We start from the raw sequence: 16,461 nt of genomic DNA, 5'->3' as shown, positions 1-16,461 counted from the left end.
CCCTTACTTGAGCGGAGAGTTTTTGCGGTCGATGCCGTAACGCTCGATCTCCTTGTAGGAGACCACGGTGGACTTGCCCTTCCTGGGGTCGACCAGGGTGACCCGATCGGTACAGGAGTAGCAGGGATCCAGACTGCCGATGATGAGCGGCGCATCGGCGACGGTATTGCCACGCAGCATGTAGCGCAGGGCGGGCCAGTTGGCGTAGGTGGCGGCGCGGCAGCGCCAGCGGAACAGCTTCTGGTTGTCCCCCGTCATGCTCCAGTGCACGTTCTCGCCGCGGGGCGCTTCGGTAAAGCCCAGCGCAAACTTGCCCGGCTGATAGGTGAAGCCTTCGGTGAGCAGGGGCCCTTCCGGCAGGTGCTCAAGGCCAAACTCAATCATGTCGAGGGAGTCGTAGAGCTCGTGGATGCGCACCAGTACCCGGGACTGCACATCGCAGCCCGCCAGGGTCTGGATCTCCATCGGCAGCTCGCGATAGGCGGCAAAGTCGTGCACCCGGCGCACGTCGCGCTTGAAGCCGCTGGCCCGCACCATGGGGCCGACGCAGCTGAAATCACGGGCGATTTGCGGATCGAGCCGGCCTATCCCCACCAGACGGGAGGAGATGTTGGCGGTATCGAGCAGCATGGCCACCAGGGGTTTGAGCTCGTCACGCAGTTCCCGCACCAGCTGGGCACCCTTGATGCGATCTTCCTTGAAGATGTCCCGGCGCACCCCGCCAATCAGGTTGAGGCCGTAGGTCTTGCGCGCGCCGGTCAGCAGTTCGGCCAGGGTCATGGATTTCTCCCGCACCCGGAAGAACTGCATGAAGCCGGTGTCGAAACCGGTGAAGTGGCTCGACAGGCCTATGTTGAGGATATGGCTGTGCAGGCGCTCCACCTCCAGCAGCACGGCGCGGATCATCTTGGCCCGCTCGGGCACCTTAATGCCCATGGCGTTCTCCACCGAGGTGGTGTAGGCGACGCTGTGGGTGAAGCCGCAGATGCCGCAGACCCGGTCGGTCAGAAACGCCACCTCGTTGTAGCCCATGCGGGTTTCCGCCAGTTTTTCCATGCCGCGATGGACATAAAAGAGGCGGTAGTCGGCATCTATGATGTCTTCCCCGTCGACGAACAGGCGAAAGTGCCCCGGCTCGTCCGAGGTGATGTGCAGCGGGCCGACCGGCACTATGCGGTTGGCCTCATTGCCCAGCTCGTTGACGAAGGGGTAGGTCTCTGTGTCCGTGGTGGGCATGGGGCGCTGGCGATAATCCATGGCGTCCTTGCGCAGCGGGTGGATATCCTCAGGCCAGTCGTCCGGCAGCACCAGCCGGCGCTCGTCCGGCAGGCCGACCGCGCGCAGGCCGTACATGTCGCGGATCTCCCGCTCGCCCCACACAGCCGCCGGTATGGTCGGGGTGATGGAGGGGTACTCCTGCTCTATGGCGTTGACCAGCACCTTGACGGTGATCCAGCTCTTGGTGTCGCCCTCCATGGAGAAGACGTGATAGACGGCGAAGTGGCCGTTGAGGCTGCGCTCGTCATTGGCAAATGAAACCGAGAGCCAACCCCCCTGCTTGTGGAAGATCAGGCTGGTGAGGGCCACCAGGCTGGTGGGCTTGACGGTCAGGGTGGCCTGATCGGCGGTCTGCCACTGCTCGTCGATGATGGCGTGGGGCAGTTGCTGTCGCAGTTGCTGGATATAGTCGCAGCCGATGCGATCCGAAATGGCGATGGTCATGCAGTTCTCACTTTATGTTCGGGAATGAGCAATCGGAAAAGGTGAAATCGAAAAAAACAGCTGTGATGGCGGGCATGGCTTATACCCCGACCAGATAGGCGAGCAGCGCCAGCAGCGCCAGACCCAGGCCATAGCGGGTGAGCTTGTGGGTGCGCACGAACTGGGTGCGGGCCATGGCGTTTTCGATGATGCCCGCAAGAAGAAAGGCCACCAGCAGCTTGCACAGCAGGATCAGGGCCGCCACCGCCAGTGCGGGCAGGCTCCAGTTCGCCGCCTTGCCGAAGGGCAGGAAGATCACCAAAAAGAGCTGCACCACCACCAGTTGCTTGAGGCCCATGCTGAGCTTGAGCAGCGCCAGACCGGCACCTGAGTACTCGGTGAGCGGCCCTTCCTGCAACTCCTGCTCGGCTTCGGCGCAGTCAAAGGGCAGCTTGCCCATCTCCACAAAGACCGCGAAGGCGCAGGCGGCACCGGCCAGCAGGGTGGCGATGGGCGCGGCCAGCGGCTGGTTGGCCACATAGCTGCTGATGTTGCCCAGATCCGAGCTGCCTACCATCATCGCCATGATGAAGCAGGCGAGTACCAGAATGGGCTCCACCAGAATGCCCAGCGTCAGCTCGCGGCGGGCACCAATCCCTGCAAACATGCTGCCGCTGTCCAGACCCGCCAGGGAGAAGAAGAAGCGGAAGATGGCGAACAGATAGATGTCGGTAATGAGATCCCCGGCGATGGGGAAGGGGGATTCCTGGGTCAGGGTCGGCAGCGCCATCGCCACCAGCAAGAGGGCTGCGATCAGCAGCGCCGGCATCAGGTTGAAGATGATGCCGGCAGGCTCGGGGGTGACCTCCTGGCGGCGCAGGAGCTTGGCAATATCCCGGTAGTCCTGCAGCAGGCCCGGCCCCTGACGGGAGTGCATTTTTGCCCGCAGCACCCGGTTGAAACCTGTGGCGAGCGGCGCCAGCGCCAACATGGCGATGGCCTGGGTCAGGGCGAGGGCAACCATGCCCCAGCTCGGCATTTCAAGAACAGGCATATCAGACTCCTACAGCCATCAGGATAAAGAGCGCCAGCACAACGCCATGGAGGATCCAGCCAGTGTTGCCGGGGGCGTCGCTCACCCCGTACAGGGCGCTGGCCAGATCGAGCTGCGGCTGCTTGCGATAAAGCGGCGCGCAGAGCTGGCGCAATGTGTGGGTGACACCGCCGGAGGTGAGGCTCATGCGCTCCTCATAGGCGTAACCGCAGGCCCAGGGCGTACCGGCGTGACGACGACCCAGCTTGGGCCCCTTGAAGATGGCCACGACCAGCAGCGGGATCAGGAACAGGCCAAAGAGAGCTATGGCGATAACGGGTGGGGAGAGGATCGCCTGACTGCTATCCAGCGGCAGCAGGGTGGCACCGGTGGCGACGCTCATCTGGCTGTCTACCAAGGCTTGGCCATAGCTGGCGATGTGGGGGGCAATCCAGGGGGCGCCCAGACCCAGCACTAGGCAGACGGCGGCCAGCAGCAGGGTGCCTGCCACCATGGCGTTGGGTACTTCGCGGGCCTGACTCGCTTTCTCGCTGCGCGGTGCGCCGCAGAAGCAGATGCCATACACCTTGACGAAACACATCACCGCCATGGCACCGGTCACCGCCAGCATCACCACCGCCAGCGGGGCGACGACGGAGGTACCGAGCTTGGTCATGGAAAGCAAGGCCTGATAGATAAACCACTCGCTGACAAAGCCGTTGAGGGGCGGCAGCGCCGAGATGGCCATGGCGCCGATGAGGAACGCCAGCGCGGTCCAGGGCATCAGCTTGGCAAGGCCACCCATCTTGTCCATGTCGCGGGTGTGGAGGCGGAACATCACAGATCCTGTGCCCATAAACAGCAGGCTCTTGAAGATGGCGTGGTTGAGCAGGTGATAGAGGGCACCGAGCAGCCCCAGCACCACCAGCGTGGGCTGCTGGTTGGCGATGCCGATCATGCCAATGCCCATCCCCATCAATATGATGCCGATGTTCTCCACCGTGTGGTAGGCGAGCAGCCGCTTGAGATCGTGTTCGGCCAGCGCAAACAGCACCCCGAGCACAGCCGAGCAGGCTCCGAAGATCAGCACCATGTAGCCCCACCAGAGCTGGCTGGCACCGAGAAAATCGATGCTGACCCGCAGAATGCCGAACAGCCCGAGCTTCACCATCACCCCGGACATCAGCGCCGAGATATGGGAGGGGGCGACGGGCTCGGCCACCGGCAACCAGCCGTGCAGCGGCACGAAACCGGCGCGCAGGCCAAAGCCGCAGAAGCTGAGCAGGAACACCAGGGATGCCAATCCGCCCGCCAGATGGTGTTCACGCAGGGCGGCGAACTCCAGCGAGCCGCTTTCGCGGCAGAGCAGCCAGAAGGCGATCAGCACCAGCGCCATGCCGATATGGTTCATCACCAGATAGAGACGGCTCTGCTTGGCGGCGTCCGGGTTGGTCTTGACCAGCCAGTAGGTAGTCAGGGTCACCAGCTCGTAGCAGAGCAAGAAACCCAGCGCGTTGTCGGCCAGCACCATGCCCACCATGGCGAACAGGAAGAGGTTCATCAGCACGCCAATGGCCACATCCCCCTTGCCCTGGTACTCGCGGATATAGGCAAAGGAGTAGAGGGAGACGGCGACGCCCACGAGGGTGATCACCAAGAGCATCAGGGCGGCGAGCATATCGAGGTGCACCGAGCCCAGCAGCCAGAGCTGGCCGTCAATCGGTGCCCCCGAGGTGAGGGTTTGAACGGCAACCACCACACCGGCCAGGGAGCCCAGCAGGGCCAGGCCGCTATTGAGGCGGTTGGCAAGCCAGGGCTGCTTTTGCAGCAACAGACCGGCGGCCGCGCCCAATAGAAAGAGCACGAGTGTGCCCATAACAAGCGGGGACAACATCAGCGAACTCCCTCTGTGATTGAAGCGTCGGGTGAAGGGGGCGTGGCCGCAGTGGTCGTGCATGCAGAGGCCGAGAATGCGGGCGCACCTTCTGGGTGAGCGTTGGCGGCTTGCATGCGACGGTCGCGGGCGGCGCTGGCACAGGCATTGTCGTTGACCATGCTCAGTGACTGGGAGGGGCAGGCCTCAATGCAGGCGGGGCCTTCTGCGCGAAATTCACAGAGGTCGCACTTGACCGCTATGCTGCGCACGCCGGGCTCCCAGCTCAGCAGATCTTCGCCAAAGCAGCGCAGACCGGCGGAGGTGGAGGGGTTGCTGGAGCGGATGGAGCTGGGGATATAGGTGTCGTAGCTGTTGGCCATGGCCACCGGACGGCTGCCACCGCTCTGGATGGCGCCGAACGGGCAGGCCACGGCGCACAGGTTGCAACCGATGCAGAGCGACTCGTTGAGCTGCACGCAATCGCCCGTCTGGGCAATCGCCTCGACCGGACACACCTTGATGCAGGGGGCGTCTTCACAGTGACGGCACTGAACCGGCATGGTCGCCTGCTCGTGTCGCATAACGGTTAATCGGGGGGCTTGCTGCAAACCTTGCGCCTTGTGAACCGTGCTGCAGGCCGCCATACAGGTGCCACAGCCGATACACAGCTTGGGGTCAGCGATAACGAAGCGGTTCATAGCCTACCTTGTCGTGTCGCGAACGGAGAGAATAAGGGCAGGATGGCAAAATGCGGGCCAGATTGACTATTGGCGTAAAATTGATTTCAACTTGCTGTTTTTAAATGACTTTAAATTTTGTGTCGAGCCGTGACCAGGACACGGTACAGTGTCGAAGTGTGACGTTCGTCACTTGTGACGAAGGGTGGAAGAGGCTTCGTCACCTCGGAAAAACAGTGCCGACGGGGAGCAATGCGGGGTCGTAATGAAGGGCGGAAGGGTTATTCGTCTGCGGTAGGGAGTAGGGCGCAAAGAACGAAGTAAATTGCACTGCTCGCAGTGGTTTTCCCCCTTCTCCCCTCGCGGGAGAAGGGCTGGAGATGAGGGGAAAGCCAGCCATATGGTCGCGATGCACTGAACTGCGCCTGTTGCACCCTAGGGTGGGGTGTCTGTGGGGGTCGTCGTGGTTTGCTCCCTTCTCCCCTTGCGGGAGAAGGGCTGGGGATGAGGGGCCGGTAATTGGGGTTAACGGCAAAAGAGAGGGAGGCCAAAGCCTCCCTCTCTTTTGCTGGCGTTCTTTATGCCATCAAAAACGCCATCAAATATCCACCTGCGAGCCCAGCTCGATCACCCGGTTGGGCGGGATCTCGAACTGATCCGGTGCGCGCAGGGCGTTGCGTTGCAGCAGCATAAACAGCTTGCCGCGCAGATAGAGGTACCAGGGGCGCTCCTTCATGATCAGCGACTCGTGGGCCATGAAAAACGAGGTCTCCATCATGCGGCAGCTCAAGCCCTCCGCGTTGCAGCGGTGGAAGATCTCTTCCATGTTGGGGGTCTCGCGCCAGCCGTAGCTGGCCACCACCCGCCAGAAGGTGGGGGAGAGCTGCTCGATGCAGACCCGGCGCACGTTGTGGACGTAGGGCACATCCTCCACCCGCAGGGTGAGCAGGATTATCCGCTCGTGCAGCACCTTGTTGTGCTTGAGGTTGTGGAGCAGCGCATGGGGGATCACATTGACCACCCGCGACATATAGACGGCTGTGCCCGCCACCCGGGTCGGCGGGGATTTTTCCAGCGAGGCTATCATGGGCTCGAGCGAATTGCCGTGCTCGTTCAGGCGGCGAATGAGCTGGAAGCGTTCGCTCTTCCAGCTGGTCATCAGAGTGAACATGACGGCGCCCAGGGTGAGCGGCAGCCAGCCACCGGAGAAGATCTTGCCCAGGTTGGCGGCAAACAGCGGCACGTCGATGGCCAGCAGCAGGGCGAACAGGGCAGCCACCAGATAGGTGGGCCAGCGCCAGCTGTTCTTGGCCACGGAGCAGAAGAGGATGGAGGTGAGCACCATGGTGCCGGTGACGGCGATACCGTAGGCCGCCGCCAGATTGCTGGAGTGCTCGAAGCTCATGATCACGATCACCACTGAGATATAGAGCATCCAGTTGATGACGGGAATATAGATCTGGCCGGACTCCTGCTCTGAGGTGTGGACGATGCGGATGGGTGAGAGATAACCGAGCCGCACCGCCTGCCGGGTGAGGGAGAAGACCCCGGAGATCACCGCCTGGGAGGCGATCACGGTCGCCATGGTCGCCAGCACCAGCAGCGGCAGCAGCGCCCATTTGGGGGCAAGCAGGAAGAAGGGGTTGGCGATGGCCGCCGGGTTGCCCAGCAGCAGGGCCCCCTGGCCGAAGTAGTTGAGCACAAGCGACGGCAGCACCACCACAAACCAGGCGAGCCGGATCGGGTTCTTGCCAAAGTGGCCCATGTCGGCGTAGAGCGCCTCCACTCCTGTGATGGCCAGCACCACGGCGCCGAGGGCAAAGAAGGACGTGGTCTGGTACTCGGCGAAGAAGCGCAGTGCCCAGATGGGGTTCAGCGCCCCCAGCACCTCGGGATTCTGGATGATGCTGCGCAGCCCCAGCACGGCCAGGGTCAGAAACCAGGTGAGCATGATGGGGGCAAACAGCTTGCCCACCATGGCGGTGCCATGTTTTTGAATGGCAAACAGCAGGGTCAGCACCAGCACGGAGAGCGGCACTATATAGGGGTCGAGGGAGGGGGCCATCAGGCTCAAGCCCTCGATGGCCGACATCACCGACATGGCCGGGGTGATCACCACCTCGCCATAGAAGAAGCTGCCGCCAATCAGCCCCAGGATGATCAGCACAGGCGTCCAGCGGGGAGAGGCGTTGCGGGTGGCCAGTGACATCAGGGTGAGAATGCCCCCTTCACCGGCGTTGTCGGCCCGCATCACGAAGGAGAGGTACTTGACCGAGACCACCAGGATCAGCAGCCAGAAGATGAGGGAGAGAAATCCCAGGATGGCGGCGGGTTCGGCCCCGATCCCGAATTGACCCGACAGGCACTCTCGCAGGGTATAGAGGGGGCTGGTGCCGATATCACCATAGACCACGCCAATCGCCGCCAGCGTGACGCCGGACAGGGCTTGTTTGTTATCACAGCTCATGAGGTTATCTTGTTACACGTTTGCCAAAGCACAAGGGCCCGAGCGATCAGGAAAAACCCTGATATTCAATCGGGATAGCATTAAGAAATTGCGATGGGAAAGGGAGCTAACTGGATATAAAGGGGCTCATTATGGGACACAGTCTGTTCATCTGCCGTTAAGCGTATGATGACACACACATCGTGGGTTTATGCTCTGGTATAAATAATCAAAAGGGACTTTTGAACGAAATCATTAATTATCCAATGATTGAAATAACCCGTCGGGACGCGTGCAAGCGTTTGTTTTCTCTGAGTATCCATATTGGCCAGAGTTTTCAATCGGACTGGTTGAAAAATAGACGATAAAATGCTGACCAATAAATTGATGGCGCTGTGGGTAAAGAGGACTGTGTTGGGTGGCGATAGAGTCTTTATTTGGTCTGGGGCAGGGACGGAAGGGAAAAGGATATGACCACCACAACAGCCGCCACTATCAAACAAAGAGAGAGGAGATATACGTAGGGTGCAATGAACGAAGTGAATTGCACCACTAATTGAACATACGTAAGAGGTGTAATTCGCTGCGCTTATTACACCCTACGATTCAGATTATGCTTCATGATAGTGTTTCAATAAAAAGTAACGCTCTGGACTATCTTTAACACCAGTCACCCTACCGACGATCTGAAATCCCATTTTTTCATAAAACTTGGGCGCCTGGAACGACAGAGTATCTACTTGAGCGGCAATACAGCCTCGTGCCTTCGCTTCACGCTCAGCGACCTCCATCAATTGAATGCCGAGCCCCTGACCTCGCTTGTCGTCATGTACCCAAAGCACCTCGATCAAAAGCTGATGATAAATGGTTCGTCCGGCAATGCCACCGACAATCTCGCCGCTATCATCACGTATGACAATTATCAAGGGTTGGGATCTCTCCTCACCCATCATCTTAAAGTTGAATTTTCTCAGATTATCAACAAGTACATTGAAAATCTCATCTTGATGTTTGTTGTAAATTTCTATATTCATCAGGCCTTATTCCATTGAAAATAAAATCAATCGTAGTCATATAGTTCATTCGCGAAGTAAATTGCACCAGAAATCAATAATAATGTTAGGCAGTACAAATTTTCATTGGAAAGCTAATTTTTATGCCAATGATAAAACGTATTCTATAAATGCAGATTTCTTTTTGCGGTACTCGTCTTGAGATAACCCTTCGCACGACTTCTTTAATTCATTGTATTGCTGAGTCAATTGATTATTTGCTTGTAATTTATTACGAAAAGTCAAAAAAAGTTCAAATGTGGAACCATTAGCCACAACTTGCAATGCAACATTATCATCACTAGTGGATTCTAACATGCATAGCTCTGGAGTTCTCAATGTGTCTATTTTTTCTTGGAGTTTCATTGTGGATAGTAATAATTCCACTGAAAAATCAAGCCGGCTAGCCTCGACACCGACGAATATATCCAAATCTCCTTTGGAAATGGCATTAGGGATTGAGGATGAACCAACATGTTCAACTCTTGCATCAGGGATAAGTTTTTGTATATCAAGTTTGTATCTGGAAAACAGCAGCTCGCAAGACTGCTGGTATTGTTCTGCACTATAAAATTTCATGTTTTCTCCAAGGCTACATTGTCATGAATATTACTCATTTCTGCGGATTTAATAGTTGATGATATCAACTGTTCGAAGATATCTCGTTGGCCCGCAGGGAGTAACTGATTTTGAATCACTCTTCGCTTTTCAACATTAAACAATCTTTCTGCGAGCCAACCAATTAAATACATCAGCGAAAGGCAGCCTCCTGCAGTTGCAATATTACCATTAACAACTAGAGGTAAATCTTGCACATCACCGCCAAGTGCTTCTAAAGCAGTTTTTGCATCAGGATTAGTTGTTAATTTTTTATTTTTAAGTAACCCCAGCTCATGCAAAATGAAGGAACCTGCACATATTGAGCCTATAAGCTGTTTGCTGGGGTCCAGTATTAACGAGGACATAAAGTCATGATTCTTAATCGCTGCAGGAATGCCATGTTTACCGCTGGTGATGAGTATGACATCTTGTTCAATTACCTCAGAAATATCACCGTCAGTTTTCACTGAAATTCCAAGGTGAGATTGGTGAAATGGTTTTGTTCCTAAAATTTTTACTGTCCAGCTATCAGTTGTCCTACCAAGTAAATCGTACATTAAGAAGAAGTCTACATCTGTAAAGTCATCAAATAAGACAATTCCTACCTTATACATATATCACCTATAATATTTTGGCCATTATTCTTTCAGCAGCTTTTAACCTGCGTTATTTTATTTCCTATCTGCATGGAAACGCTCCCCCAACGAAGCTGGTTGCCAAGTGGCACATAGTAACTGGACAGGTGAAAAACAGAAGGGGCAGGGACCTAAAACCCGCTCTGGTTCAATAAAATTGACACTAAAGGGCGATTTATCGTTCGGTTTGGCTTGATGAAGCTGGGCTGGCGCGATAGTAAAACCAAACGATAAGCCATTCCGGCATCCTCTTTGATGGTGTTGTTTATCTCCCCGTTCACCACGTGGGGCAGGGGGCTGTCCGCCGGTGTCGAGCTCGTCACTTTTGTCGTGTCGATCACAGTTCGGCGAAGCTGTCATCATCGTCATCGGCCTGAAAGTCGTCGTCCCCGTTTCTGATTACCCCTTTGTTTTCAGCTGGTTGCGAACTTTATTTGGCCCGTTCCCGCTTTTGGTCTGATAAATGCTTTGTGGGTGAGCCGGCTGCGTCGTCGGTGTTCGAGTGTGTGTCCCTGAGGCGATGACACTTGGGCACGCCGGGCGATGCCAGTGCGGCAGTAACGAAACATTTAGGATCCCTCTCTATGAACAGCTTCGTGATTGCAGATCCCAGTCTTTGTATTGGGTGCCGTACCTGTGAGGTGGCCTGCGCCGTGTCACACCAGTCAACGTCCTGCGCGGGTACCGTTGAGCGGGAGGGCGGCCTGCGTCTTGCCATCGAGGATGGACATCTGGTCTCCAAGGACAGCTATTTCCAGCCGCGCCTCAAGGTGATCGTCGGCAGCAAGGTGACCACGCCTGTGCTGTGCCGCCAGTGTGAAGACAAGCCGTGTGCTGTGGCCTGCCCCAACAATGCCATTGTCAGCGAGGATGGTTGCGTCAAGGTGCTGCAGGCGCGCTGCATCGGCTGTAAATCCTGCGTGGTGGCCTGTCCTTACGGTGCCATGGCGGTGGTGGTGAAAGAGGTGGCCCCCGCGGCCGATGCGCTGTTCAAGCGCCCGCAGACCAAGGCGCAAGCTTTGAAGTGCGATCTCTGCCGTCACCGTGAAGCGGGCCCGGCCTGTGTCGAGGTGTGTCCTACCCAGGCGCTGCGCTTGGTGACGCCGGAGTCGCTCGGCGAGCTGAACCGCCAGAAGCAGCTGGCCAGTGCCGAGGCGATGGCGGCCTGTCAGCGTCAGCCGGTGTTGGCACAGGGGTAAGGCATCAAGATGGCGTGCGCAGCCCCTTGCTGGGCGCCGCTTGCGCCTCTGTGCTCTCTACCCCTGACAAGCCATTTTCGTTAAAGGCCTTTTATCGTTAACAGCCTTTTACCGTTAACAAACAAGAGTGTGAGTCATGAAAAAAGTCATTACCGTCTGCCCCTATTGCGGCACCGGTTGCAAGATCAACCTGCTGGTTGAAAACGACAAGGTGGTGGGGGCCGAAGGCGCCAACGGCCGGACCAACGAGGGGCAGCTCTGCCTCAAGGGTTATTACGGTTGGGATTTCTTGAACGACACCAACCTGCTGACCCCCCGTCTCAAGAGCCCTATGATCCGCCGCGAGCGCGGTGGCAAGCTCGAATCCGTCTCCTGGGACGAAGCCATCGACTTTGCCAGCAGCCGTTTGTCTGCCATCAAGGCCAAATACGGTGCCGACGCCATCATGACCACGGGCTCGGCCCGTGGCCCCGGTAACGAAGCCAACTATGTGATGCAAAAATTTGCCCGCGCCGTGCTGGGGACGAACAACGTCGACCACTGCGCGAGGGTGTGACACGCACCCTCAGTCTCCGGTCTGGAGACAACTGTAGGCAACGGCGCCATGAGCAACGCCATTCCCGAAATTCAAGAGACCAAGTGCCTGCTGGTGTTTGGTTACAACGCTGCTGACTCTCACCCCATAGTTGCCCGCCATATCCTCAAGGCGAAGGCGAACGGGGCCAAGGTGATTGTGTGTGATCCCCGCATGGTGGAAACCGCCCGCATCGCCGATCAGTGGCTGCCGCTCAAAAACGGTTCCAACATGGCGCTGGTCAACGCCTTCGGCAACGTGCTGATCGCCGAGAACCTCTATGACAAGGCGTTCGTCGCCAACTACACCGAGGGGTTTGAGACCTACAAGGCGCTGGTAGCCAAGTACACCCCGGAATACGTGGAGGGGATCACCGGCCTCAAAGCCGCCGATATCCGCGCCGCCATTCGCACCTATGCGGCCTCGCCTGCTTCCATGATCCTGTGGGGCATGGGCGTGACCCAGTACGGTCAGGCGGTGGATGTGGTCAAGGGGCTCGCCGGGATTGCGCTGCTGACCGGCAACTTCGGTCGCCGTGGCACCGGCTGCGGTCCGGTGCGCGGGCAGAACAACGTGCAGGGCACCTGCGACATGGGGATGCTGCCGCACCAGTTCCCGGGCTATCAGTCCGTGTCTGATCCTGCCATCAGCGCCAAGTTTGCCAAGGCGTGGGGGGTGGATGCGCTCTCCCAGAAGCCCGGCTATCGCCTGACCGAGCTCAGCCACAAGGTGGAGGAGGGCAAGTGCAAGGCTTTCTACATCTTCGGTGAAGATCCGGCCCAGACCGAGGCCGACCTGGCCCAGTTCAGGCGCACCCTGGGGGGCATGGATCTGGTGATAGTGCAGGACATCTTCATGACCCAGACCGCCGAGATGGCGGATGTGATCCTGCCCGCCACCAGTTGGGGCGAGCACGAGGGGGTTTACAGCTCGGCGGATCGCGGCTTCCAGCGCTTCTACAAGGCGGTGACGCCGCCAGACAACGTGAAGCCTGACTGGGCCATCTTCTCGCTGATGGCCACCGCCATGGGGTATCCCATGGAGTACCGGGATACCAACCAGATCTGGGACGAGATGCGCGCCCTTTGCCCGCTCTATACCGGGGTCAGCTACGACAAGATGGCCGATCTCAAGAGCGTGCAGTGGCCCTGTCCGACCGAGGATCACCCGGGCACCAGCACCCTGTTCGAGGGCAATGTGTTCACCACCCCGAGCGGCAAGGGCCAGCTGATTGCCTCCGAGTGGCGGGCGCCGCTGGAGCAGCCCTGCGCCGAGTATCCGCTGGTGCTCTCCACGGTTCGGGAGGTGGGTCACTACTCCTGCCGCTCCATGACAGGCAACTGCTCTGCGCTGCAGACCCTGGCCGATGAGCCGGGCTATGTGCAGATCCACCCGAGTGATGCGCAAAGGCTCGGCGTGAAGGATCAGGCGCTGGTCTGGATCTCGTCGCGGCGCGGCAAGGTGATCACCCGGGCCAACTACAACGAGCGGGTCAACGCCGGTGTGGTCTACATGACCTACCAGTGGTGGATCGGGGCGTGCAACGAGCTCACCATAGAGCACCTTGATCCCGTCTCCTACACCCCGGAGTACAAGTACTGCGCGGTGAAGATTGAGCGCATTGAGGATCAGCCAGAGGCGGAAGTGTACGTCCAGACTGAATACAGTGCGCTCAAGGCGAAATTGCGTAGCGCCGCCAAGGGGTAATCGTCGTTAAATAAAGTGGATCCAGGCTCTGTTCACAGGGCCCGGATCCTCTCATCCTTTTTTCAGCTGGCAGGTGTCCTTCATGAAAAATGAATTAACTCTCTCATTCGGGATCTTTTATGTTTCCGCTTATTTTCTGGTGATGTTATTGGGGCTGGTCTGCTTCTGGTGGCACGACGAGTTGATATTTCTGCTGGGGTTCGGTTTCTTCGGCTGTTTTATCGCCGCGCGCATCGCCATGGGCGCCGTGCTGGCGGCGCTGAGCGTGCAGGCGGCCTGGCTCATCGCCTTTCTCTCCACCACCCTGGTCAACGGCTTGCTGACGGGCTTGCTGGCGCTGGTGATCCTGCTCACCCATCAGGCGGTGTCTGCAGAAATAGCCGACAATATCAGTGGGTTATTGATTGCATTTCAGCTGCTGTCGGCCGGCTTCATCCTGGGTGGCCTCAAGCTCTACAACTACCAGCTCATCTCCTCCTGACGGGGTGCAGCCATGGGCAAGCGGCGGCTATCCAGTCAACCCATCAAGCGACGCCATGCGGCGACGCGAGCCGACAGGAATTGGCGGAGCACGGCAATATATGTGAGCCAATGTGAGCATATTTGGTAGTGATGGCGGGATATTGGCGCTGGCCTGTCTGGTTGTAATGGGGGTAGGGCTACCTTATTATGCGTCAGGCAGTGAGAAGCTATTTCAAGGCATGTTAGTTTTTATAATTAAGCGTTAAGTTTTTAAAAATTAATTATAACATCTGACGGATCTGGCTGACCTGTTGTTTACCGTCGTTGCTGACCGCAATGTGCCTGCAATCTTTTGCCCATATAGATGTAACGTGAGGCCAGAATGCTGAATGTGAGTGCCATTCCGTTAACCGACATCTCACCCATCTGGGATGACGGCTTTCTCTCTCTCTCCAAGAACCTGCTCTCCGCCGTCACCCTGGATGATTTCATCAAGAAGCTGAACCGGATCGACGCCTGCTTCGCCGGGGTGACCCGGGTCAACCTGATCCTCAATCTGGGGGCGGGGGAGGAGGCCCTCTTCTACTTCATGGGGGAGAAGGGCCCCAAGCACCTGGTCTGCGCCAAGGCTGATCTCCATTTCTCCAGGGAGCAGGCCATAGTGCTGCCCGCGGCCCGCTTTCACAACCGCTGCGAGTTACTGGCGGCGGCCGGGGTGTATGAGGGGTTGCACTCTTACTGCCAGTTGCCCATCACCACGGCCCGCAGCCACCTGGGCGGGGTGGAGTTCATCAGCCCGGCGGCCAATGCCTTCCCGATGGAGACCCTGGCCAAGCTGACCCAGCTGGCGGCCATCGTCGCCATCGCTCTCGAGAACGTGCTCGACAAGGAGCGCACCCTGGAGCAGGCCAACTCCCTGCGTCTGGAGCGCGACAGCTGCAAGATCCTGGTGGATGTCACCAATGCGGTGATCAAACTGGTGCGCATCGCCGAGCTGCCGAGGAGCCTCTTCTCCATACTGCAGCACCACTTCTCCATCAGCAGCCTCTGTCTGGCGGAGTACAACGCCACCTCCGACAGCTTCAAGAGCTATCTGGTCAATCAGCAGCAGAGCGATCAGCCCGGCATCATCAACCACTCCTGCTTCGAGAAGAACTGTCTGCAGGGGGCGCTCGGCCACAGCGAACCCTTCTTCATCTATCGGGAGCAGGGCCACGGCTGCGATTCGAGCTGCCGCTTCAGCTCCCAGATACTGCCGGCCGATGCGGACAGCTCCTGCATACTGCCGCTGCGCTATCGGGGCAACCTGCTGGGGGTCTTGATCCTCTCCCACCCGGATGCCGATTTCTTTGCCGACATCGACATCTCATTGTTGGAGCAGGTGGCGGCCCGCACCGCCATTGCCATGAACAACGTGCAGGCGCAGCAGGAGATCTCCAACACCACGGGTGCTCGCGAGAAGACGATCCGGGTGGCGGAGCTCGAGCCCAACGCCGATTTCTCCAGCATCATCTATCAAAGCGCCGCCATGGAGAGCGTGCTGGAGAAGGTGAAGCTGGTGGCCCAGAGCGACTGCTCAGTGCTGATCCTGGGGGAGACCGGCACCGGCAAGGAGCTGATCGCCCAGGCCATCCATCGGCTGAGCGATCGCCGCGAACAGGAGATGGTGAAGGTAAACTGCGCCGCCATTCCCACCGGCCTCATCGAGAGCGATCTGTTCGGCCACGAGAAGGGGGCCTTCACCGGCGCCCTGGCCCAGCGCATCGGTCGCTTCGAGCGGGCGCACAAGGGCACATTGTTTCTGGACGAGGTGGGGGACATGCCGCTGGACTTGCAGCCCAAGCTGTTGCGGGTATTGCAGGAACACGAGCTGGAGCGGGTCGGCAACAGCAACCCCATCGCCATCGACGTGCGGCTGGTGGCGGCCACCAACTGCGATCTGCTCTCCATGGTCAAGAACAAGCGCTTCAGAAGCGATCTCTACTACCGGCTCAACGTCTTTCCCATCGAGTTGCCGCCCCTGCGCGAGCGGCGCGAAGACATACCGCTCTTGGTCAACTTCTTCATCAAGAAGATCGCCAAGCGGATGCGCCGCAACATTACCTCGATCCCGGCCGATGCCATGAAGATGCTGGTGTCGCTCCCCTGGTACGGCAACATCCGCGAGCTGGAAAACATCATAGAGCGCGCCGTGGTGATGACCCGGGGCCATGTGCTCAACCTCTCGCCGGACGAGCTGATGCCGCTCAAGGGCTATCACAAGATAGAGACCCTGGTCTATGACGAGCCCGAGCAGGCCTTGTTCAAGGGCGGCTGCGGCCAGAGCGAGGGGGTGGAGGACGAGCGCCAGACCATCATAGACACCTTGCGCGAATGCAACGGCATAGTCGCGGGGGAGCGGGGCGCCGCCAACCGGCTCGGCATGAAACGCACCACCCTGCTGTCGAAGATGAAGCGGCTCGGTATCTCGGCGAAAGCCCCCCAGACCCTCAACTAAGG

General features: G+C 58.3%; 12 protein-coding genes. 4 read left to right on the top strand and 8 right to left on the bottom strand.

The features are described 5' to 3' along the window. Positions 1 to 3: 3 nt before the first annotated feature. The 8 genes from IU367_RS12680 to IU367_RS12645 all read right to left on the bottom strand — a co-directional run bounded on the left by IU367_RS12680 (position 4) and on the right by IU367_RS12645 (position 9,999). Positions 4 to 1,722, bottom strand: coding sequence for a hydrogenase large subunit (locus IU367_RS12680; RefSeq protein ID WP_241278118.1), 1,719 nt, complete (start codon positions 1,720 to 1,722; stop codon positions 4 to 6). Positions 1,723 to 1,801: 79 nt separating this feature from the next. Continuing rightward, complete coding sequence (locus tag IU367_RS12675) at positions 1,802 to 2,755, bottom strand: respiratory chain complex I subunit 1 family protein (protein WP_274452076.1); 954 nt, start codon at positions 2,753 to 2,755, stop codon at positions 1,802 to 1,804. Between the two features lies 1 nt (position 2,756). Continuing rightward, entirely contained in the window at positions 2,757 to 4,628 is a 1,872-nt protein-coding gene (hyfB, locus tag IU367_RS12670) for a hydrogenase 4 subunit B (protein WP_274452075.1), read from the bottom strand. Next, positions 4,628 to 5,308, bottom strand: a complete 681-nt coding sequence (locus IU367_RS12665) for a 4Fe-4S dicluster domain-containing protein (RefSeq protein WP_274452074.1) — start codon at positions 5,306 to 5,308, stop codon at positions 4,628 to 4,630. Before IU367_RS12665 ends, hyfB begins: the two co-directional genes overlap by 1 nt. A 577-nt stretch (positions 5,309 to 5,885) precedes the next feature. Beyond that, positions 5,886 to 7,754, bottom strand: a complete 1,869-nt coding sequence (kup, locus tag IU367_RS12660) for a low affinity potassium transporter Kup (protein WP_098984253.1) — start codon at positions 7,752 to 7,754, stop codon at positions 5,886 to 5,888. A 590-nt stretch (positions 7,755 to 8,344) separates the two neighbouring features. Continuing rightward, complete coding sequence (locus IU367_RS12655; RefSeq protein WP_274452073.1) at positions 8,345 to 8,767, bottom strand: GNAT family N-acetyltransferase; 423 nt, start codon at positions 8,765 to 8,767, stop codon at positions 8,345 to 8,347. Positions 8,768 to 8,887: 120 nt separating this feature from the next. Then, complete coding sequence (locus IU367_RS12650) at positions 8,888 to 9,364, bottom strand: GrpB family protein (RefSeq protein ID WP_274452072.1); 477 nt, start codon at positions 9,362 to 9,364, stop codon at positions 8,888 to 8,890. Then, on the bottom strand, positions 9,361 to 9,999 hold the full coding sequence (locus IU367_RS12645; protein ID WP_274452071.1) for a DJ-1/PfpI family protein: 639 nt from the start codon (positions 9,997 to 9,999) through the stop codon (positions 9,361 to 9,363). Before IU367_RS12645 ends, IU367_RS12650 begins: the two co-directional genes overlap by 4 nt. Before the next feature lie 605 nt (positions 10,000 to 10,604). On the opposite strand from IU367_RS12645, the gene IU367_RS12640 reads away from it, so the two are divergent. The 4 genes from IU367_RS12640 to IU367_RS12625 all read left to right on the top strand — a co-directional run bounded on the left by IU367_RS12640 (position 10,605) and on the right by IU367_RS12625 (position 16,459). Beyond that, complete coding sequence (locus IU367_RS12640; protein WP_043138358.1) at positions 10,605 to 11,219, top strand: 4Fe-4S dicluster domain-containing protein; 615 nt, start codon at positions 10,605 to 10,607, stop codon at positions 11,217 to 11,219. 136 nt (positions 11,220 to 11,355) lie between these two features. After that, the gene (gene fdhF / locus IU367_RS12635; RefSeq protein ID WP_274452070.1) at positions 11,356 to 13,500 is read left to right on the top strand and encodes a formate dehydrogenase subunit alpha; all 2,145 of its coding nucleotides are present in this window, start codon (positions 11,356 to 11,358) and stop codon (positions 13,498 to 13,500) included. A gap of 82 nt (positions 13,501 to 13,582) precedes the next feature. Further along, positions 13,583 to 13,981, top strand: a complete 399-nt coding sequence (locus IU367_RS12630; protein ID WP_065403213.1) for a hypothetical protein — start codon at positions 13,583 to 13,585, stop codon at positions 13,979 to 13,981. A 363-nt stretch (positions 13,982 to 14,344) separates the two neighbouring features. Then, positions 14,345 to 16,459, top strand: a complete 2,115-nt coding sequence (locus IU367_RS12625) for a sigma 54-interacting transcriptional regulator (RefSeq protein WP_274452069.1) — start codon at positions 14,345 to 14,347, stop codon at positions 16,457 to 16,459. The last annotated feature ends 2 nt before the right edge of the window (positions 16,460 to 16,461 follow it).

The organism is Aeromonas bestiarum, assembly GCF_028751155.1.
Taxonomy (GTDB): Bacteria; Pseudomonadota; Gammaproteobacteria; order Enterobacterales; family Aeromonadaceae; genus Aeromonas; species Aeromonas bestiarum.
Note: the sequence above shows the minus strand (reverse complement) of the source record. Positions and strands in the feature narration are given on the sequence as shown.

Bases quoted from the DNA above. Each gene is read 5' to 3' on its own strand.
- IU367_RS12680 (WP_241278118.1), bottom strand. From the start codon at position 1,722: ATGACCATCGCCATTTCGGATCGCATCGGCTGCGACTATATCCAGCAA.
- IU367_RS12675 (WP_274452076.1), bottom strand. From the start codon at position 2,755: ATGCCTGTTCTTGAAATGCCGAGCTGGGGCATGGTTGCCCTCGCCCTG.
- hyfB (WP_274452075.1), bottom strand. From the start codon at position 4,628: ATGTTGTCCCCGCTTGTTATGGGCACACTCGTGCTCTTTCTATTGGGC.
- IU367_RS12665 (WP_274452074.1), bottom strand. From the start codon at position 5,308: ATGAACCGCTTCGTTATCGCTGACCCCAAGCTGTGTATCGGCTGTGGC.
- kup (WP_098984253.1), bottom strand. From the start codon at position 7,754: ATGAGCTGTGATAACAAACAAGCCCTGTCCGGCGTCACGCTGGCGGCG.
- IU367_RS12655 (WP_274452073.1), bottom strand. From the start codon at position 8,767: ATGAATATAGAAATTTACAACAAACATCAAGATGAGATTTTCAATGTA.
- IU367_RS12650 (WP_274452072.1), bottom strand. From the start codon at position 9,364: ATGAAATTTTATAGTGCAGAACAATACCAGCAGTCTTGCGAGCTGCTG.
- IU367_RS12645 (WP_274452071.1), bottom strand. From the start codon at position 9,999: ATGTATAAGGTAGGAATTGTCTTATTTGATGACTTTACAGATGTAGAC.
- IU367_RS12640 (WP_043138358.1), top strand. From the start codon at position 10,605: ATGAACAGCTTCGTGATTGCAGATCCCAGTCTTTGTATTGGGTGCCGT.
- IU367_RS12630 (WP_065403213.1), top strand. From the start codon at position 13,583: ATGAAAAATGAATTAACTCTCTCATTCGGGATCTTTTATGTTTCCGCT.
- IU367_RS12625 (WP_274452069.1), top strand. From the start codon at position 14,345: ATGCTGAATGTGAGTGCCATTCCGTTAACCGACATCTCACCCATCTGG.